The sequence below is a fragment of the Pseudomonas sp. gcc21 genome (assembly GCF_012844345.1).
GTDB lineage: Bacteria > Pseudomonadota > Gammaproteobacteria > Pseudomonadales > Pseudomonadaceae > Halopseudomonas.
Genome location: NZ_CP051625.1, coordinates 2,306,973 through 2,323,750, shown reverse-complemented (window position 1 = coordinate 2,323,750; position 16,778 = coordinate 2,306,973). Strand labels below are relative to the sequence as shown.

General features: G+C 58.3%; 17 protein-coding genes. 10 read left to right on the top strand and 7 right to left on the bottom strand.

Annotated elements, in window-relative coordinates; genetic code table 11:
• Positions 1-314: 314 nt before the first annotated feature.
• On the top strand, positions 315-1,085 hold the full coding sequence (locus HG264_RS10740; protein WP_169407645.1) for a hypothetical protein: 771 nt from the start codon (positions 315-317) through the stop codon (positions 1,083-1,085).
• A gap of 18 nt (positions 1,086-1,103) precedes the next feature.
• Here HG264_RS10740 and HG264_RS10735 read toward each other — a convergent pair whose 3' ends face one another.
• The 7 genes from HG264_RS10735 to HG264_RS10705 all read right to left on the bottom strand — a co-directional run bounded on the left by HG264_RS10735 (position 1,104) and on the right by HG264_RS10705 (position 8,844).
• The gene (locus HG264_RS10735; RefSeq protein ID WP_169407644.1) at positions 1,104-1,793 is read right to left on the bottom strand and encodes an SDR family oxidoreductase; all 690 of its coding nucleotides are present in this window, start codon (positions 1,791-1,793) and stop codon (positions 1,104-1,106) included.
• Positions 1,794-1,860: 67 nt separating this feature from the next.
• Positions 1,861-4,080 carry an FUSC family membrane protein gene (locus tag HG264_RS10730; protein WP_218572978.1) on the bottom strand — a complete coding sequence of 740 codons (2,220 nt, stop codon included), beginning with the start codon at positions 4,078-4,080 and terminating at the stop codon, positions 1,861-1,863.
• Between the two features lie 155 nt (positions 4,081-4,235).
• Positions 4,236-5,108 carry a mechanosensitive ion channel domain-containing protein gene (locus tag HG264_RS10725; RefSeq protein WP_169407643.1) on the bottom strand — a complete coding sequence of 291 codons (873 nt, stop codon included), beginning with the start codon at positions 5,106-5,108 and terminating at the stop codon, positions 4,236-4,238.
• A gap of 46 nt (positions 5,109-5,154) precedes the next feature.
• Positions 5,155-5,988, bottom strand: a complete 834-nt coding sequence (locus tag HG264_RS10720; protein WP_169407642.1) for an inositol monophosphatase — start codon at positions 5,986-5,988, stop codon at positions 5,155-5,157.
• 88 nt (positions 5,989-6,076) lie between these two features.
• Entirely contained in the window at positions 6,077-6,331 is a 255-nt protein-coding gene (locus HG264_RS10715; RefSeq protein WP_178102809.1) for a hypothetical protein, read from the bottom strand.
• A 45-nt stretch (positions 6,332-6,376) separates the two neighbouring features.
• A complete protein-coding gene (locus HG264_RS10710; RefSeq protein ID WP_169407641.1) occupies positions 6,377-8,245 on the bottom strand; it encodes a sodium:proton antiporter in 1,869 nt (622 codons plus the stop codon).
• A gap of 155 nt (positions 8,246-8,400) precedes the next feature.
• Positions 8,401-8,844, bottom strand: a complete 444-nt coding sequence (locus HG264_RS10705; protein ID WP_169407640.1) for a CopD family protein — start codon at positions 8,842-8,844, stop codon at positions 8,401-8,403.
• A 223-nt stretch (positions 8,845-9,067) separates the two neighbouring features.
• Between HG264_RS10705 and HG264_RS10700 the strand changes: the two genes are divergently transcribed.
• From HG264_RS10700 to HG264_RS10660, 9 genes are all read left to right on the top strand, one after another.
• The gene (locus HG264_RS10700) at positions 9,068-9,730 is read left to right on the top strand and encodes a helix-turn-helix transcriptional regulator (protein ID WP_169407639.1); all 663 of its coding nucleotides are present in this window, start codon (positions 9,068-9,070) and stop codon (positions 9,728-9,730) included.
• Entirely contained in the window at positions 9,727-10,110 is a 384-nt protein-coding gene (locus HG264_RS10695) for a CsgE family curli-type amyloid fiber assembly protein (RefSeq protein WP_169407638.1), read from the top strand. The genes HG264_RS10700 and HG264_RS10695 overlap by 4 nt, the downstream gene beginning before the upstream one ends.
• Complete coding sequence (locus HG264_RS10690) at positions 10,107-10,532, top strand: curli assembly protein CsgF (protein WP_169407637.1); 426 nt, start codon at positions 10,107-10,109, stop codon at positions 10,530-10,532. Before HG264_RS10695 ends, HG264_RS10690 begins: the two co-directional genes overlap by 4 nt.
• A 19-nt stretch (positions 10,533-10,551) precedes the next feature.
• Positions 10,552-11,376: a CsgG/HfaB family protein gene (locus tag HG264_RS10685; RefSeq protein WP_169407636.1), complete on the top strand. Its 825-nt coding sequence runs from the start codon at positions 10,552-10,554 to the stop codon at positions 11,374-11,376.
• Positions 11,377-11,477: 101 nt separating this feature from the next.
• Complete coding sequence (locus tag HG264_RS10680; RefSeq protein ID WP_169407635.1) at positions 11,478-11,939, top strand: hypothetical protein; 462 nt, start codon at positions 11,478-11,480, stop codon at positions 11,937-11,939.
• Positions 11,893-13,038: a hypothetical protein gene (locus HG264_RS10675; protein ID WP_169407634.1), complete on the top strand. Its 1,146-nt coding sequence runs from the start codon at positions 11,893-11,895 to the stop codon at positions 13,036-13,038. The genes HG264_RS10680 and HG264_RS10675 overlap by 47 nt, the downstream gene beginning before the upstream one ends.
• Positions 13,039-13,232: 194 nt before the next feature.
• On the top strand, positions 13,233-14,282 hold the full coding sequence (locus tag HG264_RS10670) for a hypothetical protein (protein WP_169407633.1): 1,050 nt from the start codon (positions 13,233-13,235) through the stop codon (positions 14,280-14,282).
• 85 nt (positions 14,283-14,367) lie between these two features.
• Positions 14,368-15,408: a hypothetical protein gene (locus HG264_RS10665; protein WP_169407632.1), complete on the top strand. Its 1,041-nt coding sequence runs from the start codon at positions 14,368-14,370 to the stop codon at positions 15,406-15,408.
• Between the two features lie 203 nt (positions 15,409-15,611).
• Positions 15,612-16,697, top strand: a complete 1,086-nt coding sequence (locus HG264_RS10660) for a hypothetical protein (RefSeq protein ID WP_169407631.1) — start codon at positions 15,612-15,614, stop codon at positions 16,695-16,697.
• The last annotated feature ends 81 nt before the right edge of the window (positions 16,698-16,778 follow it).

The following is a 16,778-nucleotide window of genomic DNA, read 5'->3' as shown; positions in this document are numbered from 1 at the left end:
GCGCCCTGGCGCGCGATTAACTGCTGCATTGAGTCTAGTCGATAACCGCAGTTTGAAAAAAAAGTTCCATTTTCTTTGTTGCGAGAGGTTATTCAGGGAAACTCCTGATAGTTGTGCCGGTCGAACGCGATGCAGGGCAAGAGCTCTAGCACGATGTTTCGCGCAAAAGACAAGAACTGGAACGCGCCGTTCCGTAGAACAAAAAATGAGTACTGCGTTCAACTAAACGGTGGTAGTCGTGCACTACTAGGGAATGTCGGAAAGCTCGAGAACGGGAATGAATCTCACTTTTCAGACGATGATAAGGAATGGTTATGACAGAGTTCGCGCCTGTCGATGCTCAGGTGGTTTCGCGCCTGGCGTCTGATATCGAATCAAATGGATATGCTGTTCTTGAAAACTTCTTCGCACCGGAGCAGCTGGAGCTGGCGCGACAATATATAACGTCCGAGACGAACAAGCATAATCAAGAGTATTTCTCGATCCACGGGATCGAGGCGATGGAAGGCAGCCTTATGGCAAGTCTGGGTGCGTCCACCACGTTCCGGAAATTTCTCGCTGATATGTACGAGCAGGTCACCGGCTCCCAGCCCCCAGCTGCCGAGCGTATCTTTCCTGTGATCCGTTGCCTGCAGGGCAAGAGCGGTCTGAAGGAATCCCATTTCTATCATTTCGATGCGACCGCTGTAACAGCGCTTGCGCCGGTGTTCATCCCGACCGAGGGCAAACACTGCGGCGACCTGATCATGTTCCCCAACCTGCGCCCGGTGCGCTCGAATGCCGTGGTGAACATCATCGAGAAAGCGATAATGCATAACACCCTGAGCCAGAAGTTGACGGCCTTCGCGGTGAAGCGCGGTCTGCTCAAGCCAATCACCATCAAGCTGGTCCCTGGCAACCTCTATCTGTTCTGGGGCTATCGCAGCCTGCATTCGAACGATCAGTGCGAACCCGAGAACCTGAGGGCGACCGGCCTGTACCATTTCGGTAATCCGCACCGCGAGAGTTCGCTGGCACGGATCTTTCTCGGCAAGAACAAGCGCAAGGCCAAGCTCGATCATGACGGGCTGCGCCCGCAAGCCTGAGGGTGGACCGCTCCGGTATCAGTCCGTTGCCGGAGTGGGCCGTACCAGAATCTCGTTTACGTCGACATGCGCGGGCTGCGACAGTGCATAGAGTACCGCCCGACCGATATCTTCCGGCAACAGAGCATTGCCTGGCGGCTGGTCAAAGAATGGCGTATCCACCATCCCCGGTTCGATCAGCGTGACGCGGATGCCGCTGCCTCGGATTTCCTCGCGCAAGCCGTAGCCGATCGCTGTAACGGCCCATTTGGTTGCGCTGTACATCGAGCCCGGAATGGTTGCGCGTCCGGCCGCTGAACTGGTCAGCAGCATATGCCCGCGGCTCTGACGCAGGGCGGGCAGACAGCATTGCACAGTCAGGCCGACACCATAGATATTGGTCAGGATCATGTCCTTCCATACCTCCGGGTCGGCCTTGCTGAAACCGCCTGGCTCACCGCCGCGTCCGGCATTGGCAAACACCGCATCCAGCTGACCAAAAGTATCCAGTGTGGCCTGCACCATGCGCTGCTGGTCATCCAGTTGCTGCACATCGCAAGCCACGGTCAGCACCCGTTCCGGCCCGCCCAGCTCGTTTTGCAATGCCTCCAGCTTGTCTTTTGAACGGGCCGCCAGCACCAGCCGATAACCTTTGGCAGCCGCTTCGCGGGCGGTCGCCTCACCTATGCCGGACGAGCCTCCGGTGATCAACAGAACCGGGTCGGTCATGACGCTACCTCCTGAGTGACAGATGATAAAAACTCAGTCTAGCCAATACCGGGGAGGGCGCTTTGGGTCAGGTCTGCTGGGTGGTTTGTGTTGGTTCCGGTTCGGTGCGGGCCTGGAGCACTCTGTCGGCATCGTCGCGCAGCAGTGCGGCCAGATTGCACGCCAGGTCGAGACGTCGCACGATCCAGGGCGACAGGTCGTAACCGAAGGGATCTGTCTGCGGCAGCTCAGTCGGCCAGGTTGTTATTGACGGAGCAGTGGCGGGTGACTGCGGCTCGCGAGCGGTCAACAGGCTTTCGATGATGGCTGACGCACGCTGAAGTGGCTCGCGCGTGGGTTCCTGATCCAGATTGCGCCGCCGCATCAGCATGGTCTTGACCACGGCCAGCTGCGCCAGCAGGTTGTGGCCATGGATCAGCAGGCTTTCCAGCGCTTCAAGTGGAGGTCTGACTGCCCTGGGCTCCGACAGGGAGCGGCGCGTAGCCTGCACCAGCGCCGAGAGACTGTCATAGGCTTCGCGGCGGGCGAGACGCCACTCCAGTTCAGGCTCGTCATCCACCGCCTGCAATTGTCCGAGGCTCAGGGTTGAGCGGGCATGCCGCGCCTGAGCTGCCATGGTACGGGCCACCAACGCAGGTATCTGGTTGCGCTCCCAGGAGGGCAATACGTAGCTGAACGCCCAGGCGATGCCGGTGCCAATCAGCGTGTCGGCCAGGCGTTCGAACACATTGAACGCTGTCGTCATGCCGCCGCTGAGCAGATGCGCCTGAACCAGGCTCAATACCGTGGCAGATACCGCAGTGATCAGATAACGTTTTATTGCAAAGGAGTGCGAAATGGCCTGAGCGATAGGAACGATGACTAGCAGCAACAGGGCTGGCGCCTGGGTCGAGAGGATCGCTGCGGCGAGTACGCAGCCCAGCGCGGTGCCGGCTACCCGACTGTTTCGCCTCTCAAGCGTATGCGCAAGGCTGCCGCGCAATACCACGACCACCGCCAGCAGTATCCAGTAATCGTGCGTAGCCCAGGGCAGCGCCAGTGCAATCAGATAGGCAGTGCCCACCGCCAGGGCGGCTCGAATGGCATGGCGTAGCGGCGGCGCGTCCCAGTGCCAGAGCATGGTGAAGGGTTTCCACGACCACGAGGTCGGGCTGACAAAAAGTTGCCAGGCGGTACGTACGACGGTCAGATCAGGCGCCGTTTCGCCACGCGCCAGGCCGTTCAGGTGTAGCACCTCATCGTTGATATTGCCGATACGGTTGCCGATCGCCCGCGACATCGCGGTCGCCGGAGGCATAGGGCCGGGTGCCATGTCTTCTTCCAGTTCGCCTCCGACCCTGGCTAATTGCGGGCGTTGATCCACAAACCGTCGCGGTTGGCGTCCGGTCAGTAGCGCGTCGGCAACGGCCTCCACTGCTTGCGCCTGTTTCATCAACAGCTCGCGGAGTTGATGAAACACCGGGGCATGGCCGGGCACTGACCGTAGCGTGTCCAGATCCAGTTCGCTGGCGAGGATGTGGTCGCGTATCTCCAGCGAACACAGCAGCATCGCCGCAATCTGTTGGCGGCGCGGCGTGCGGGGTGATTCGAGAATAAGGTCCCGCGCCGCCTGTAGCTGATCAGCCAGCGCAGCCTGTTGCTGCATCAGCTGACCGGGCAGTACGGGTAGAGGGTTCAGCGCATCGGCCGGTACGAAGCGCCGGGCCTGGGTGTGCATCATGGCGCTGAGTGATAGCAGCGCCTCGGCGAGGATCTGCGCGCGATATCGGCTGTTAAGGGCGATGTTGGCCAGCGTCGAATAAGTGATATAGCTGGCCGCACCCAGGGCGAAATACAGGCAGGTCGGCAGCAGCCCGACGCTTTGCGGGTGTGTCGCCACAGCCATCGAGAAGATCATCGAGAACATGATCGAAATGACCAGGGGCAGCCCGCGCTTACCCCAGGCCCCCGCCAGGAACGCGCAGAAGGTCGCGGGCACCAGCAGCAGACCAAGCCACAATGGATCATCCTGCAACGCCTGCATACTGGCGAACAGCGGTAGACCAATCAAAGCGGTGGGTAGAAGAGTCAGGAACTTGCCCCGGCGGGGCGCGGCGTGGTCGGTTGGAATACATACGATCGCCCCGACTGCAGCGACGGAGCCCGCATAAGGACCAATCAGCAGATAAGCGCTTCCGGCAACCAGCATCAGGCCGAAGCCGGCGGAAACGCCAGTCAGTACGTAGGAGCTCAGGAGGGTGCGCAGAATAGCCCTTGAAATTTCCCGGACGGGTGCGATGCGGAGCACGGGTTCGCCTTGTAATGCTGGGTAATGGTGTTCAGTGTAGACGACCGATCGGGCGCTCGGTCGCACGGTGCCGGGACGCCTGAAGCATCTGGCAAGCGAGCCGGGCGGGCCGTCAGGGTGCGCTCAGACAGAGCCTGGCCATCTCGCGCTGAAGATCAGTCTTCCTCGGGTTTCTGCCGACTCTTGGCAGTGTAATCGTTCTCTGCGAATACCTCGGCGAGTATCGCCTGCTCGATGAAACTGCGCTCGCCGGACCGCGCCGGGATACGCACTATCAGATGCAATTCACTCGCGGTAGGAAGTTGTATCGACACGCGTGGGTCAACCGTAGGAACGTCGAGGCCACGGTGCTCGGTCAACCGCTTCATGTGTCGGCGCGCCTTGTCCAGATAGGGCTGACAATGTTTGTCTGCACAGGCACGCAGAGCCTGCTGAGCGTCGCGCCAGTTGTCCTCCCGCTTGAAGGGCACGGTGAACACGTGAATGACGAAATCGTGGGTGTAACTTTCATTGATGACCGGCTCGGAGACGAACAGCGCATTGGGGATGACGGTCATCCGACCGGTTCGCTGGTGCGTGAGGCGTCCCGGCCCTACCTCCAGTATGGTGGTGGCCAGCAGGTTCTGATCGATGACGTCACCGCGGAAATCCTTGATCTGAATTCGGTCGCCAATCTGAAAGGAGCGTGCACCGGATTTCAGCAATGAGCCGGTAAAACACAGGATGAGCTCCTTGGTCGCCACCACGAAGGCCACCGCGATCGCGACGATGGACAGCGCCAGGGTGCGTAGCTCCTCGCCCCAGATCATTACCAATCCCACCAGAAGCAATAGAATCAGGGCGTTGCGGGATTGCACTATCCATTTTCGGCGCAGCTCCGGCGCAGGGACGGCGCGGCGGATGAACCGGGCCGATATGGCGCGCAGAACCAGCGTTGTCACGATCAGGATGCCACTGCTGATCAGCAGGCTGAGAAAACTGTCGGAAACCCTGATACTGGTCAGGTACAGGCCAATCTGCTCGATCATTCAATCTATCTTCGACAAGGTGGGCGGGTGCGGAACCGGGAGAATATCAAATTGCATCAAGCGAGGGGCCAATCAGCGCTTCGAGCTGGGGATATACGCCGGGGCACGCGACGAGATAGGGATTGCCCTCAAGCAGACCCTCGCCCCTGAAAAAGTCGTTGCGCAGACCTCCCGCCTCGCGCACCAGCACCAGACCAGCCAGGCAGTCCCAGCTCTTCAGACGTGTTTCGTAGTACCCGATCAGGCGGCCTGCGGCCACGTAAGCCGTCATCAGCGCGCCTGAGCCATTGCGGTAGAACACACCGCCCTGTTCCAGCAGGCCGGCAAGAAACGGCAGGAAATGTTCCTTGCCTTGCTGATAGAAGGTCCCGACGCCCATCAGCCCTTCGCGCACGTGGCCGGCATCGCTTACCTGCAAGAGAGTATCGTTCACGTAAGCGCCCCGGCCCAGACAGCCATGGAAGAGTTCGTCGTGATTCGGATCGGCGATCGCGCCCAGATAGGGTTCGCCATCGATCATCAGCCCGACCGATACGCACCAGGTATGCAGGCCGTTGAAGAAGCAGGCTGTGCCGTCGATCGGGTCGATCACCCATACGCAGCGGGCATTGAGCGCGGCGGAGCCGCTTTCCTCACCGAGAAAACCGTCCTCGGGATAGGCTGCCTTCAATTCTGCGCGGATGAAATCCTCCAGTTCACGGTCCGCCACGCTGACGACGTTCTGCCTGTCACCTTCTTTGGTATCGATGACCAGGCTGCCTCGTCGTACGTAGTAATCAGCGCCCCGTTGTGCTGCTTGCTGTGCCAGCCGACGCGCGAGGGCATAACGCCCGTCGATATCGAGGCCGCTGGTGTCAGGGGTGGGCAGGGTCGGGTGCATGGCGTGCGTTCCTGAAGCGAATGGAGACGACAAGGGTACTGAAAAACGCCGGCAAATATAACGGAGCGATGGACGATGGTTCGCTGCTTCAGGACGGGTCTGTTGCCGGCGAGTTCTTTCGGGTCCCACGCAGATTCATCAGGAACAGGCCGAACTGTAAAACAATCAGCGCATACGCCTGGGCGTGCCAGCCCCAGGCGATCCATAGCGCGTTACTCAGGATGAAGCACAGAAAGCCCCAGTTGCGCTTTTTGCGGGATTGTGAACCGACCAGGTAAGCCGCGACCAGCGTCGCGAACATGGCTGGCCACTGCAGAGCGTCGATAAATGCATTGATATCCATGGGGAGTCTGACCGGGCGGCAAGCGAGACGTTCCGGTCTGCGCTGCTAACCCCGTGGTGGTTGTTCCTCCGCCTGGTCGTTATTGTCCCGGTGTTCCTCCTTTTTTGCCTGGAGCTTTTTCTTCTCGGTCTTTGGGCCCGTGAGACTGAGTACCTTCCAGTCTTCTTCGGGGCGCAGTGCGCTGTGCTCCGTCATGACTTCTATGCGGCCCTTGGGCGAGATGGCAAACAGCGGAATGATGTCGCTGTGTGCATTGAGCAGGTCCTCGTAGCCGAACGCGGCGGTCAGTCGCGTTTCACGAATCTGCCAATCCTTGCTCAGCAAGCTGGCGAATTTGCTGTAGCTCATGTCCTCGGTGAACAGGGTGTGGCCGCGTTGTTTCGAACCCAGCTGGTGCTTCTCAGCCGTGTCGGTTTGCGAGGCGGCCAGCAGGGTATAGATGTTCCGGTCACCAAATTCCGTGCGGTACCGCATGCCGGCCACCACGTTCATCGCCGGGTCGGGGGAGAGTGCCAGCAGCTTGCCAACACCCACCAGATCCAGATGATGGTCCGCATAGCTGGAGACTGGATTACCGAAAAATGTAGGCAGTCCGGCCATGCGCGCCTCGCGAATATGTTCCCACTGCGAACCGGTAAGCATGACGCGAAACCCCTGTTCTTGCAGGGCCGCGCCAACTGCCCGGGCGACCGGATTGGCACCGACGATCAGAAACCCGCTCGGCGCTGGCTCCGCAACTTTAAGCAGCCTGGCAAGCCCGCGGGAGGTCGCGCTTTGCAGCACCACCGTGCCAATAATGACCACGAATGTCAGCGGTACCAGAATCTCTGCAGCCTCGTGCCCGGCTTCCTCCAGCCTGATGGCGAACAAAGCCGATACCGCCGCGGCAACGATGCCGCGCGGGGCAATCCAGGACAATAACGTCTTCTCACGCCAGTTCAGGGTGGAGCCAATCGAAGACAGCCAGACCGATGCCGGGCGGGCAACAAACTGCATGACCAGCAACAGGATAATTGCCGCCCAGCCCAGCGAGGTGATGTCGTCAAGCGTCAGTCTCGCGGCCAGCAGGATAAACAGGCCGGAAATCAGTACGACACTGAGATTTTCCTTGAAGTGCAGGATGTCATCGATATGCACATCCTTCTTGTTGGCCAGCCACATACCCATGAGCGTAACGGCGAGCAGCCCGGATTCGTGCGCGAAGGTATCCGATACGCTGAACACTGTGGTGACTAGCGCCAGTGTGGCGAGGTTCTTGAGATAATCGGGTACCCAGCCGCGTTGCAGAACCCAGCCCATGAACCAGCCGCCGAGCAGACCCAGTACGGTGCCGATTGCGATGGTCTGAAGAAAGGTGAAAAACCCGTGCGCAAGGCCGGATGCCTGACTTTGCGCCACAATAAACTCGTAAACCACTACCACCAGCAGAGCGCCGATCGGATCGATCAGGATCCCTTCCCAGCGCAGGATATTGGAGATATTGGCGTTGGGACGTACCGTTCGCAGCATCGGTACTATCACCGTGGGGCCAGTAACCACAGTCAGCGCGCCGAACAACACGCTCAGTTCCCAGCCAAGATCGAACAGAAAATGCACGGCCACGGCCACAATCGCCCAGGTCACACCGGCACCGACCACCAATAGGCGGCGCACCACCATCCGCTGCGTTCTTATTTCGTTCAGATCAAGCGTGAGGCTGCCCTCGAACAGGATGACCGCCACCGCCAGGCTGATCAGCGGAAACAGCAGATCGCCGAGCAATTCGTCGGGCGAGACCAGTGAGGCGAAGGGGCCCAGCACGATACCTGCGGCGAGCAGGAACAGGATGGCCGGCAGTTTGACGCGCCAGGCAAACCACTGGCAGGCGAAAGCGATCAGAGCGATAAGCGCGAAGGACAGGGTCGCGTTTGTCAAAGGGTAATCCTTGCTGTTGATGGTTTGATGCTGCCCTTACGCGGGCCGATGCTTTGATAGACCTGTCGAATGCCGATGTACTCCACAGTTTTTCTCTCGGATGGTCAGTTCATCGGCGCGGCCAGGCCACGCGGCGGCTGCCAGAGCTGTCTGGATCAGTAAAACCAGCCGGTTCTGAATGAAACGCCCACGACTAGGAACAACACACTGATGACAGTGACCGGAATGATATGCCAGGCCATGGACACCAGTTTTTCTTCGGTGAGGTGGGGGATGACCCGCAGTCGCGCATCGAGTGCGAAAGCGGCTGTGGTTGCGAGCAACAGCAACTTGATGCCGACCAGCCGGCCGGCGACATCGGCCGGGTCGATCCAGCGTGCGGGATCCGGCACCAGCCGGTAAGCCAGCATCAGCCCGGTGACGATCTGGACGACCAGGGCGGGCAGGCCGATTCGCTCATACGCCGACTCGAAGCGCATCAACTCGGCGGGGCTTCGTTCGCGCAGGACTCTCGGGAGTATCGTGCACGCCAGAATCAGGTGCCCGCCGGTCCAGACTGTTGCGCCGAGAATATGCAGAAGTATCAGAATGCCGTACATATCATCAGAATCCGGGTTGGGAGTGTTTGGGGTGCATAGCCTACATTATCCGCCGCCGGTCGGCCTTGATCTGACCCGGACGTAATCGGGCTGTATCGGCAGCTCGTCGGGCAAGTGGTCTGTTTCAAGGGTTCCAGCTAGTGATATCGATATCCTGATCTAGAGTGGGGGTAGGGAACATACCCTGGTGCAGTCCTCATAGAAGATATCGGATGTCTTGATCATGACGGCCAACAATAACAACATCCAGAGCATCGCCCCGAAAGCGCACGCCTCTGCACGGCTGGTTGTCCTGTCCTCTGGCGCGCTGTTCGGCAATACCATCAGGCACTATCTGCAGGGCGAGGGATACTGCACGCTGATTCATCAACCAGAGCAGCTCCGGCGGTTTCGCTGCGATCTGGTGTTGCTGGATGCCCATGGTTATTCCCGCGACCAGTGCATGACAGTCTTCTCACTGCTGGGTGCGACGCCCCTTGCACTCATCAATACGCACGAACCGTTAGCCAGAGCGCTGTTGCAGCTTCATCCGCACATTCGGGGCGTGTTTTATCCCGGCAGTCACCGCGACAACCTCCTCAAGGGCACCCAGGCGATCCTCAATGGGGGTGACTGGCTGCCCCGTGGTCTGATGCAGCAACTGGTGGATTGCTATCGGAGGATGAATCACTCATCAGCGGCAATCGCTTTGCTCAGCGCGCGCGAGATCGAGGTTCTGGCGCTTGCCGGTCGCGGGCTATCCAATGCCGATATCGCCGACCAGGTCAATCTCAGCGTCCATACGATCAAAAGCCATATTCATCATGCATTGCAAAAACTCGATGCTACCAATCGCGCTCAGGGCGCAGCGCTGGTGCTGGGGCATATCGAAGGCAGCTCGCGATGAAAGTGCTGGGGCTGGTACTGGCTCTGTGTTGCGCCGTGTCTGCGCAGGCCGATGAGGCGGAATTGAGTGGGTTCATCATCGACCACACCATTTCGCGAACCGGCCAGGAGTTCTACCGCTACTTTTCCGAGCGCATCACTGATATTGGCGATCCTGATTTCAACCTGGTGATAAAGGAGCGTCCGTCCGCCCGCTGGGGTGTGCTGATCTGGGTAGAGCAGGACGGGACATTGCTGTACCGGCAGTTCATGCAACCGAGCCTGTCGGACGTACGCGACACTGCTTACGCCGCAGCCGATTTTGTCGTGGATTCAATCAACCGCAGAAAGATCGAAGCCATGTTTACCGATCCTATCGATCTCGCCGAGGACGAACTATGAAGAGCGCACATTCTCTCGTCAGCCTGTCGCTGGCATGCACGTTGGGCATTGCTGTTGCTACCGGGGCAAGCGCAACAGAGCTGGTTTACACGCCAGTCAATCCGTCATTCGGTGGCAGCCCGTTGAACGGCGCCTGGTTGCTCGGCAACGCCCAGGCGCAGAACGATTACAAGGATCCGGATGCGCTGGACCGGTCGTCGCTGGGTGGTGGCTCGGCACTCGATCGTTTTACCAATCAACTGGAAGGGCGGTTGCTGTCCCAGTTGCTGGCAGACGTTAACGACGGCAATGCCGGTTCGCTGACCACGGATGATTTCATCGTCAACATCATCAACGACTCCGGCAACCTGAACATTCACATTACCGATCTGCTCACCGGTGAAGTCTCCGAAATCGAAGTGAACGGCTACGGCGCAAACTGACCTCGGGAGCACCACAGGGATGAAAAACCTACTGTCTTTATGCGTGATCCTGGCTTTGCTGCAGGGCTGTTCTTTGCGAGAATCCATGCCTGCCGAACCGCAGGAGCCCACCCTGACCCCGCGCGCCTCGACCTATCAGGATCTGCTGGATCTACCCAAACCGCGCGGCCGGCTGGTGGCTGCAGTCTACGGTTTTCGTGATCAGACCGGTCAGTACAAACCCAACCCGGCCAGCTCATTCTCCACGGCTGTGACGCAGGGCGCGGCCAGCATGCTGGTTGATGCGATGCAGGCCAGCGGTTGGTTTGTTGTGCTGGAACGCGAGGGCCTGCAGAACGTTCTCAATGAACGCAAGATCATCCGCGCGTCCCAGGCTCAGCCGGACGTGCCGGCCAATATTGCCACCGGACTGCCTTCTTTGCTCGCGGCCAATCTGCTCATGGAAGGCGCGATCGTTGCCTACGAGACCAACGTGCGCAGCGGCGGTCTCGGGGCGCGCTATCTGGGCATCGGGGTATCGCAGGAATATCGGGTTGACCAGGTCACGGTCAATCTTCGGGCAGTGGATGTACGCAGCGGCCAGGTGTTGTCGAACGTGATGACCACCAAGACCATCTACTCGGTGGGTCGCAGCGCGAACGTGTACAAGTTCATTGAATTCAAGGAGTTACTTGAGGCTGAGGCGGGGTATACGACCAACGAGCCAGCGCAGCTGTGCGTGCTTTCGGCGATTGAAGCGGCGGTCGCCCATCTGATCAATCAGGGCATTGAACGCCGGCTATGGCAGACGGCTGTTGCTGACCGTGGGGCGGTTCCGGCAAATGCAGGCGTGGCAGGAAATTGAGGTTGTATGACGGAAAATTCAACCGTTCGATGGATGTGCGATGCAGCCAGCCGGCGCAGGATGGCTGCTCACACCTTGTCTTGGGCATGGCGATGACTTCAATGAAGCGGATTATTGCTCTGGTCCTTTCGCTGTCAGCCAGTGTTGGCACCGCTGGCGTCGTGCTTGCCGATCCGAGCCAGGGTTCACCTGATCTGGCGCCGGCCGAACTCACGTTGGGCCCAGCACCCACCCGGCTTGTTGGCGCAGCCGACCTGGCCGCAGCGCAGAACCGTATCGCAGCTATTCAACAGAATGGGGAAGGGCTGACCGCTCACATCCAGCAGGACGGCGCAGCACTTGAAGCGCGTATTCTGCAAACCGGCTTCGATCACATAGCGACCATCACCCAGCAAGGCTCGAATAGCGACGCGCTGATCATTCAATCCGGTTCACGCAATCAGGCCGACATTACCCAGTTTGGCGCGGCTAACCTTGCGCTGATTGAACAGGCCGGTTCGGACAAGCGCAGCAGTATTGTCCAGCACGGCCAGAGCACCACCGTTCTGGTGCATCAGTACTGAAGCATTCCGTTCGCGCGTTCATTGGATACTTTTGGAGAGTCGTATGGACAAGTTCAGACACCTCATTGCCGCCGCGCTGACGCTGGCTGTCATGCAAGCCCATGCGCAGGATAATCAGGCAATCATTGAGCAGAATGGAGAGGAGCACCAAGCCACTGTTACCCAGAGTGGCAGCGGTAACTATGGTGAGATATCCCAGGTGGGTGGTTGGCTTAATACCGCGACCATTGAACAAACGGGGGACCAGAACCGTGCAATAACGGACCAGGGAGAATGGGGGAACGTTGCCGAAACAATTCAAGAGGGTAACGGCAACGAAGCCATCATTGATCATGGCGGAGGTTTCACTGCTTCAGTCAGCCAGATTGGTGATCTGAATCAGGCTTTCGTTACCCAAAATTATCGCGGCAGTGAGGTTGAGATAGTCCAGCTCGGGGACCAGCATCTCGCGGATATTTATCAGGATGGTTTAGGTCACTACGCCCTGACCCAGCAAGAGGGTGTAAATAATAGCGTCACAATCGAGCAGGGCGAATATTATGCTGACAGTCGGGCAATGGTGGACCAGTCCGGTAACGATCATGTCGCTGCGGTATATCAGCCCACCGGTGGCTACAACGAGGCCGGCATTTATCAGACAGGGTCCATGCACACCGCCGAAATAACTCAGCAGGCGGGAGACCTTCTGTCCGGCGATCACGTCGCGGTGATCCAGCAAGACGGCACCGGCCATGTCGCGCAGGTTTCGCAGAGAGATCCGTGGTTCAGTGGAGGCAACACTGCAAATATCTTTCAGCTTGGTGATGAGCACAGCGCCACCATCACGCAGGAAGGCGAACTCGTGACCACGATAATCAATCAACAGGGATCGCTCAATACGGCCTCAAGCTACCAGTCAGGGCAATCGAACATGGCGTTGATCGGCCAGAACGGGGACCGAAATCTGGCGGAGGTAACTCAAACCGGCTGGGGAGCCGAAGCTACGATCACCCAGGCCGGATCCGATCACCAGGCATTTATAACCCAGAGCATGTCGGGAGGGTTGGCAACCATTACACAGCTCGGCGCTGCCAATCTCGCAACCATTACCCAGCAGTAATTCGCGGAGCCACGTACGGTCGAGAAAAGCTGTTGAAATGGGATGTTTGGTTCAGACGGCCACAATACTCGATAGCCAACAGTGGGGCATTGGCAGCCCCGGCGCATGTAACGCGGCCATTGAATTGGCCGAGATACCGGAACGGCAGGCGACTGCGAAAGTCCCGGCATCTCACCTAGCGTCAGGAGAAATATATGAACGTGTTCAGGCTTGTTCTGGCATCTGCGCTCACGCTGGCTGTCGCCCAAACCCATGCTCAGGATAATCAGGCCCTCATCTACCAGGAAGGTGAAGAGCATGAGGCGATTATCAACCAGAGTGGCACCGCTAATTACGCCGACGTAAAACAACTGCAAGGCTGGAATGACACCGCATCGATTAATCAGGTCGGTGACCAGAACAGGGCAGCTGCGGTTCAGAATGGCGTAGATAACTTCATGGAGAGCCTCCAGACCGGCTCGGCAAACGTAGCCAGCGTCTTGCAGAGTGGCAGCTTGTTTACCGCCTCCATCGGTCAGGAAGGTCATGCAAACGAGGCAGCAATCTCCCAGGGTTTCTTGAATAACAAGGCTCAGGTAGTTCAGCTGGGAGATCAGCAGTTTGCCGAGGTTCGTCAGGAAGGCAGTACCCACGATGCCTTTACCCGACAGCAAGGTGTCGGCAACAGCGTAGTCGTTGAGCAGGGCGGTTATTACGGAGGCAAATGGGCTTTTGTAGAGCAATCAGGCACTGATCACGAGGCCGCGGTGTATCAACCCAGCGGCGGCGACAACAGCGCGACCATCTATCAGTACGGCTCACTGCACAGCGCTGAGATCACCCAGACGCTGGGAGAATTTCTGATGGGCGAAAACGACGCCTTTATCCAGCAGGAGGAGGGCACTGGTAGCACCGGGCGTATAGAGCAGGATTACTCCAAGAACATTGGCGGCATCATCCAGTTCGGAGACGAACATTTCGCATCGATCACCCAGAGTGGAGAATCCCAGACCGTATTGATCTCGCAGGACGGATGGCTGAATGACGGCCTGAGCTCGCAGATGGGCGACGCCAATGACGTTCTGATCGAGCAGAACGGCGAGCGGAACCTCGCGCAAGTCTCTCAGGCTGGTTCGCAGCTGGAAGCGGTTATCAACCAGACCGGAGCAGATCATCAGGCCTTTATAACTCAAGGGTTAGCAGGTAATCAGGCGATCATCACTCAGCTGGGTATGGCCAATCTGGCCACAATCAGTCAGCCGTAAAGCAGGCGACGCTGTTCAGGTACACAGCCGAAGCGAATTTTTAAGGTAATGCCAAATCAGGTTGAAACGTACTCGGGAGAATCTCATGTACAAGCTATCAGGCGCTATCGCTGCCGGACTTATGCTCGCTATTTCTCAGGTGTATGCCCAGGACAATCAAGCGACTATCTATCAGGACGGTGTCAATCACAACGGCACAATTACGCAGGATGGCGATGCCAACGAAGCAGACCTTCAGCAACGCGGGCTCATGGACGCTATCGGAACGATTAGCCAGACCGGCGCTCAGAATTTCGCTGCTATCGATATGACCGGGTACAGTACTGCCGAGACCGTTCAGGAGGGCAGGGGTAACCAGGCGTCGATCAGGCATGAGGGTGACCTGTTCAATAGCACCGTTACCCAGGTGGGCGATCTGAATACTGCGAACGTTGTGCAGAGTTATCGGACCAGCACCGTTGAGGTGGCCCAGACAGGTGAAGGTCACTTCGCTGATATTTACCAGGTGGGCAGGGCTCACTATGCATCTACCCGACAGGAGGGGACGAACAACAGCGTCACTATCGATCAGGGCGAATACTACGTTGGCAAGTGGGCTCTGGTGGACCAGTCGGGCAATGACCATGTCGCTGCGGTATATCAGTCCAGCGGCGGAGATAACCGCGCCACCGTCATGCAGGTTGGCTCATTGCACAGTGCAGAGGTTCACCAGGAAATCTACGGCACACTGGATGGTAACAATGTCGCTATGGTCAGTCAGGCTGGGGTTGATCACACCGCCTGGGTAATGCAGCAACGTGCCAACAATACGGCTGAAATTGATCAGCTGGGCGAGGGGCACAACCTGAGCATTACGCAGCGTGGCGAATTCAACAGCTCGGCAATGACTCAGCAGGGCGCGTTTAATACAGCGGTCAGTTCGCAGATCGGCGACGACAACAGCGTGGTCATAGGCCAGAACGGTGAACGGAATCTCGCTGAAATCTCCCAGACAGGTGCGGGCCTCGAAGCGACTATCAGCCAGTCCGGAATGGACCATCAGGCCTTCATAACCCAAGGACTGTCCGGCGGTCAGGCGACCATCACACAGCTGGGCGCCGCTAATCTGGCAACCATCATGCAGTAGACCGGGCAAGCCGACCTTTTTGGGCTGCGTTCAGGCCTGCTCCGGCGTGATTGGAGGTTAAAGCCTCGTTACGTGGTAGTCGTATGCGCGGTTAGCCAGCCCCGGACATATAACGCGGTCATCCGGTATGGCCAGAGCAGTACCCACTGGCGTAGTGCTAAAGCAGTAGCTGTTGCAGGTTACTCATATCGTCAGGAGAGCTCATGTGTAAATTCAGACTCATTATTGGTGCGGCGCTGACGCTGGCCGTAGCGAACGCTTATGCGCAGGATAATCAGGCGTACATTTTTCAACTGGGCGAGGAGCTGGAGGCTCAGATCACGCAGACCGGAAGTGCTCACTATGCGGAAATCAGGCAAAGCGGATTTTGGGACCAACAAGTCCTGCGTAACGTTGCTTCTATTGATCAGACTGGTGAGTTGAACAGGTCGACAGTGCACCAGCTTGGTTCTGAGCACACCGCGCAAACAATTCAGGACGGTCGCGGAAATGACGCGCTCATTACTGGCGGAGCGTACGGTCAGAGCGGAGGTTTGGCGACCATCACGCAGTCTGGTGATGCGAACCAGGCTTTTGTTGACTCAGGAAGGGAGTCAAGTGAGGTATCCGTTCATCAGGTTGGAGCTCAACATCTTGCCCGTATTTCCCAGAGTTCCGCCAACGCAGGAGTCGTTACGAGACAGGAAGGCATCAGCAATAGCGTGAGTGTGAACCAGAGTGTGGATGAAGGAGGGGCCGGTTGGGTGACTGTGGCGCAGCTCGGAGATGGACACCTGGCAGACGTGATCCAATATAGCTACAGCCAGGGTGCCGTCGTCGATTTCTTACAGGTCGGGTCAGGGCATCATGCAGAAATTCTCCAGTCGGTGTTTTACGAAGCAGAGAGGGGGCTTGCCGTGCTCAGTCAGGATGGCACCGATCATTCAGCGGGTATCACCCAGGAGGGTGGTAACGACGCATTCGTCACTCAGTATGGAGACGGTCATCTAGCCATGGCGGGCCAGCGCGGTGAGTACAACACCATGACTATCAGGCAGAGCGGGTCGACGAACGTGGCCTGGAGCATTCAGGACGCAGATTGGGAGGTGGCGCAGTACAATAGCTCGCTGATCGAGCAGGACGGTGATTTGAACAGAGCCGACCTCACCCAGAGAAGAGCCTCGTACGCCGACGCCGCTATCTACCAGACCGGGTCTAACCATGAAGCGGTGATCATGCAGAGATCACAGGGCAGCCAGGCCATTGTCACCCAACTTGGCGCGTTCAATCTGGCGACCATCAATCAATAATTCATTTGACGCTCTGCTTCGAACAGGGAATTGAAGCGGAGCGTTCGAGCGGCTCGATATCTTCCCGGGCAGCTCTCCCTC

Excerpts from the sequence above, each read along its gene's own strand:
- HG264_RS10740 (WP_169407645.1), top strand. The coding sequence starts at position 315 with ATGACAGAGTTCGCGCCTGTCGATGCTCAGGTGGTTTCGCGCCTGGCG.
- HG264_RS10735 (WP_169407644.1), bottom strand. The coding sequence starts at position 1,793 with ATGACCGACCCGGTTCTGTTGATCACCGGAGGCTCGTCCGGCATAGGT.
- HG264_RS10725 (WP_169407643.1), bottom strand. The coding sequence starts at position 5,108 with ATGATCGAGCAGATTGGCCTGTACCTGACCAGTATCAGGGTTTCCGAC.
- HG264_RS10720 (WP_169407642.1), bottom strand. The coding sequence starts at position 5,988 with ATGCACCCGACCCTGCCCACCCCTGACACCAGCGGCCTCGATATCGAC.
- HG264_RS10715 (WP_178102809.1), bottom strand. The coding sequence starts at position 6,331 with ATGGATATCAATGCATTTATCGACGCTCTGCAGTGGCCAGCCATGTTC.
- HG264_RS10705 (WP_169407640.1), bottom strand. The coding sequence starts at position 8,844 with ATGTACGGCATTCTGATACTTCTGCATATTCTCGGCGCAACAGTCTGG.
- HG264_RS10700 (WP_169407639.1), top strand. The coding sequence starts at position 9,068 with ATGACGGCCAACAATAACAACATCCAGAGCATCGCCCCGAAAGCGCAC.
- HG264_RS10695 (WP_169407638.1), top strand. The coding sequence starts at position 9,727 with ATGAAAGTGCTGGGGCTGGTACTGGCTCTGTGTTGCGCCGTGTCTGCG.
- HG264_RS10690 (WP_169407637.1), top strand. The coding sequence starts at position 10,107 with ATGAAGAGCGCACATTCTCTCGTCAGCCTGTCGCTGGCATGCACGTTG.
- HG264_RS10685 (WP_169407636.1), top strand. The coding sequence starts at position 10,552 with ATGAAAAACCTACTGTCTTTATGCGTGATCCTGGCTTTGCTGCAGGGC.
- HG264_RS10680 (WP_169407635.1), top strand. The coding sequence starts at position 11,478 with ATGAAGCGGATTATTGCTCTGGTCCTTTCGCTGTCAGCCAGTGTTGGC.
- HG264_RS10670 (WP_169407633.1), top strand. The coding sequence starts at position 13,233 with ATGAACGTGTTCAGGCTTGTTCTGGCATCTGCGCTCACGCTGGCTGTC.
- HG264_RS10665 (WP_169407632.1), top strand. The coding sequence starts at position 14,368 with ATGTACAAGCTATCAGGCGCTATCGCTGCCGGACTTATGCTCGCTATT.
- HG264_RS10660 (WP_169407631.1), top strand. The coding sequence starts at position 15,612 with ATGTGTAAATTCAGACTCATTATTGGTGCGGCGCTGACGCTGGCCGTA.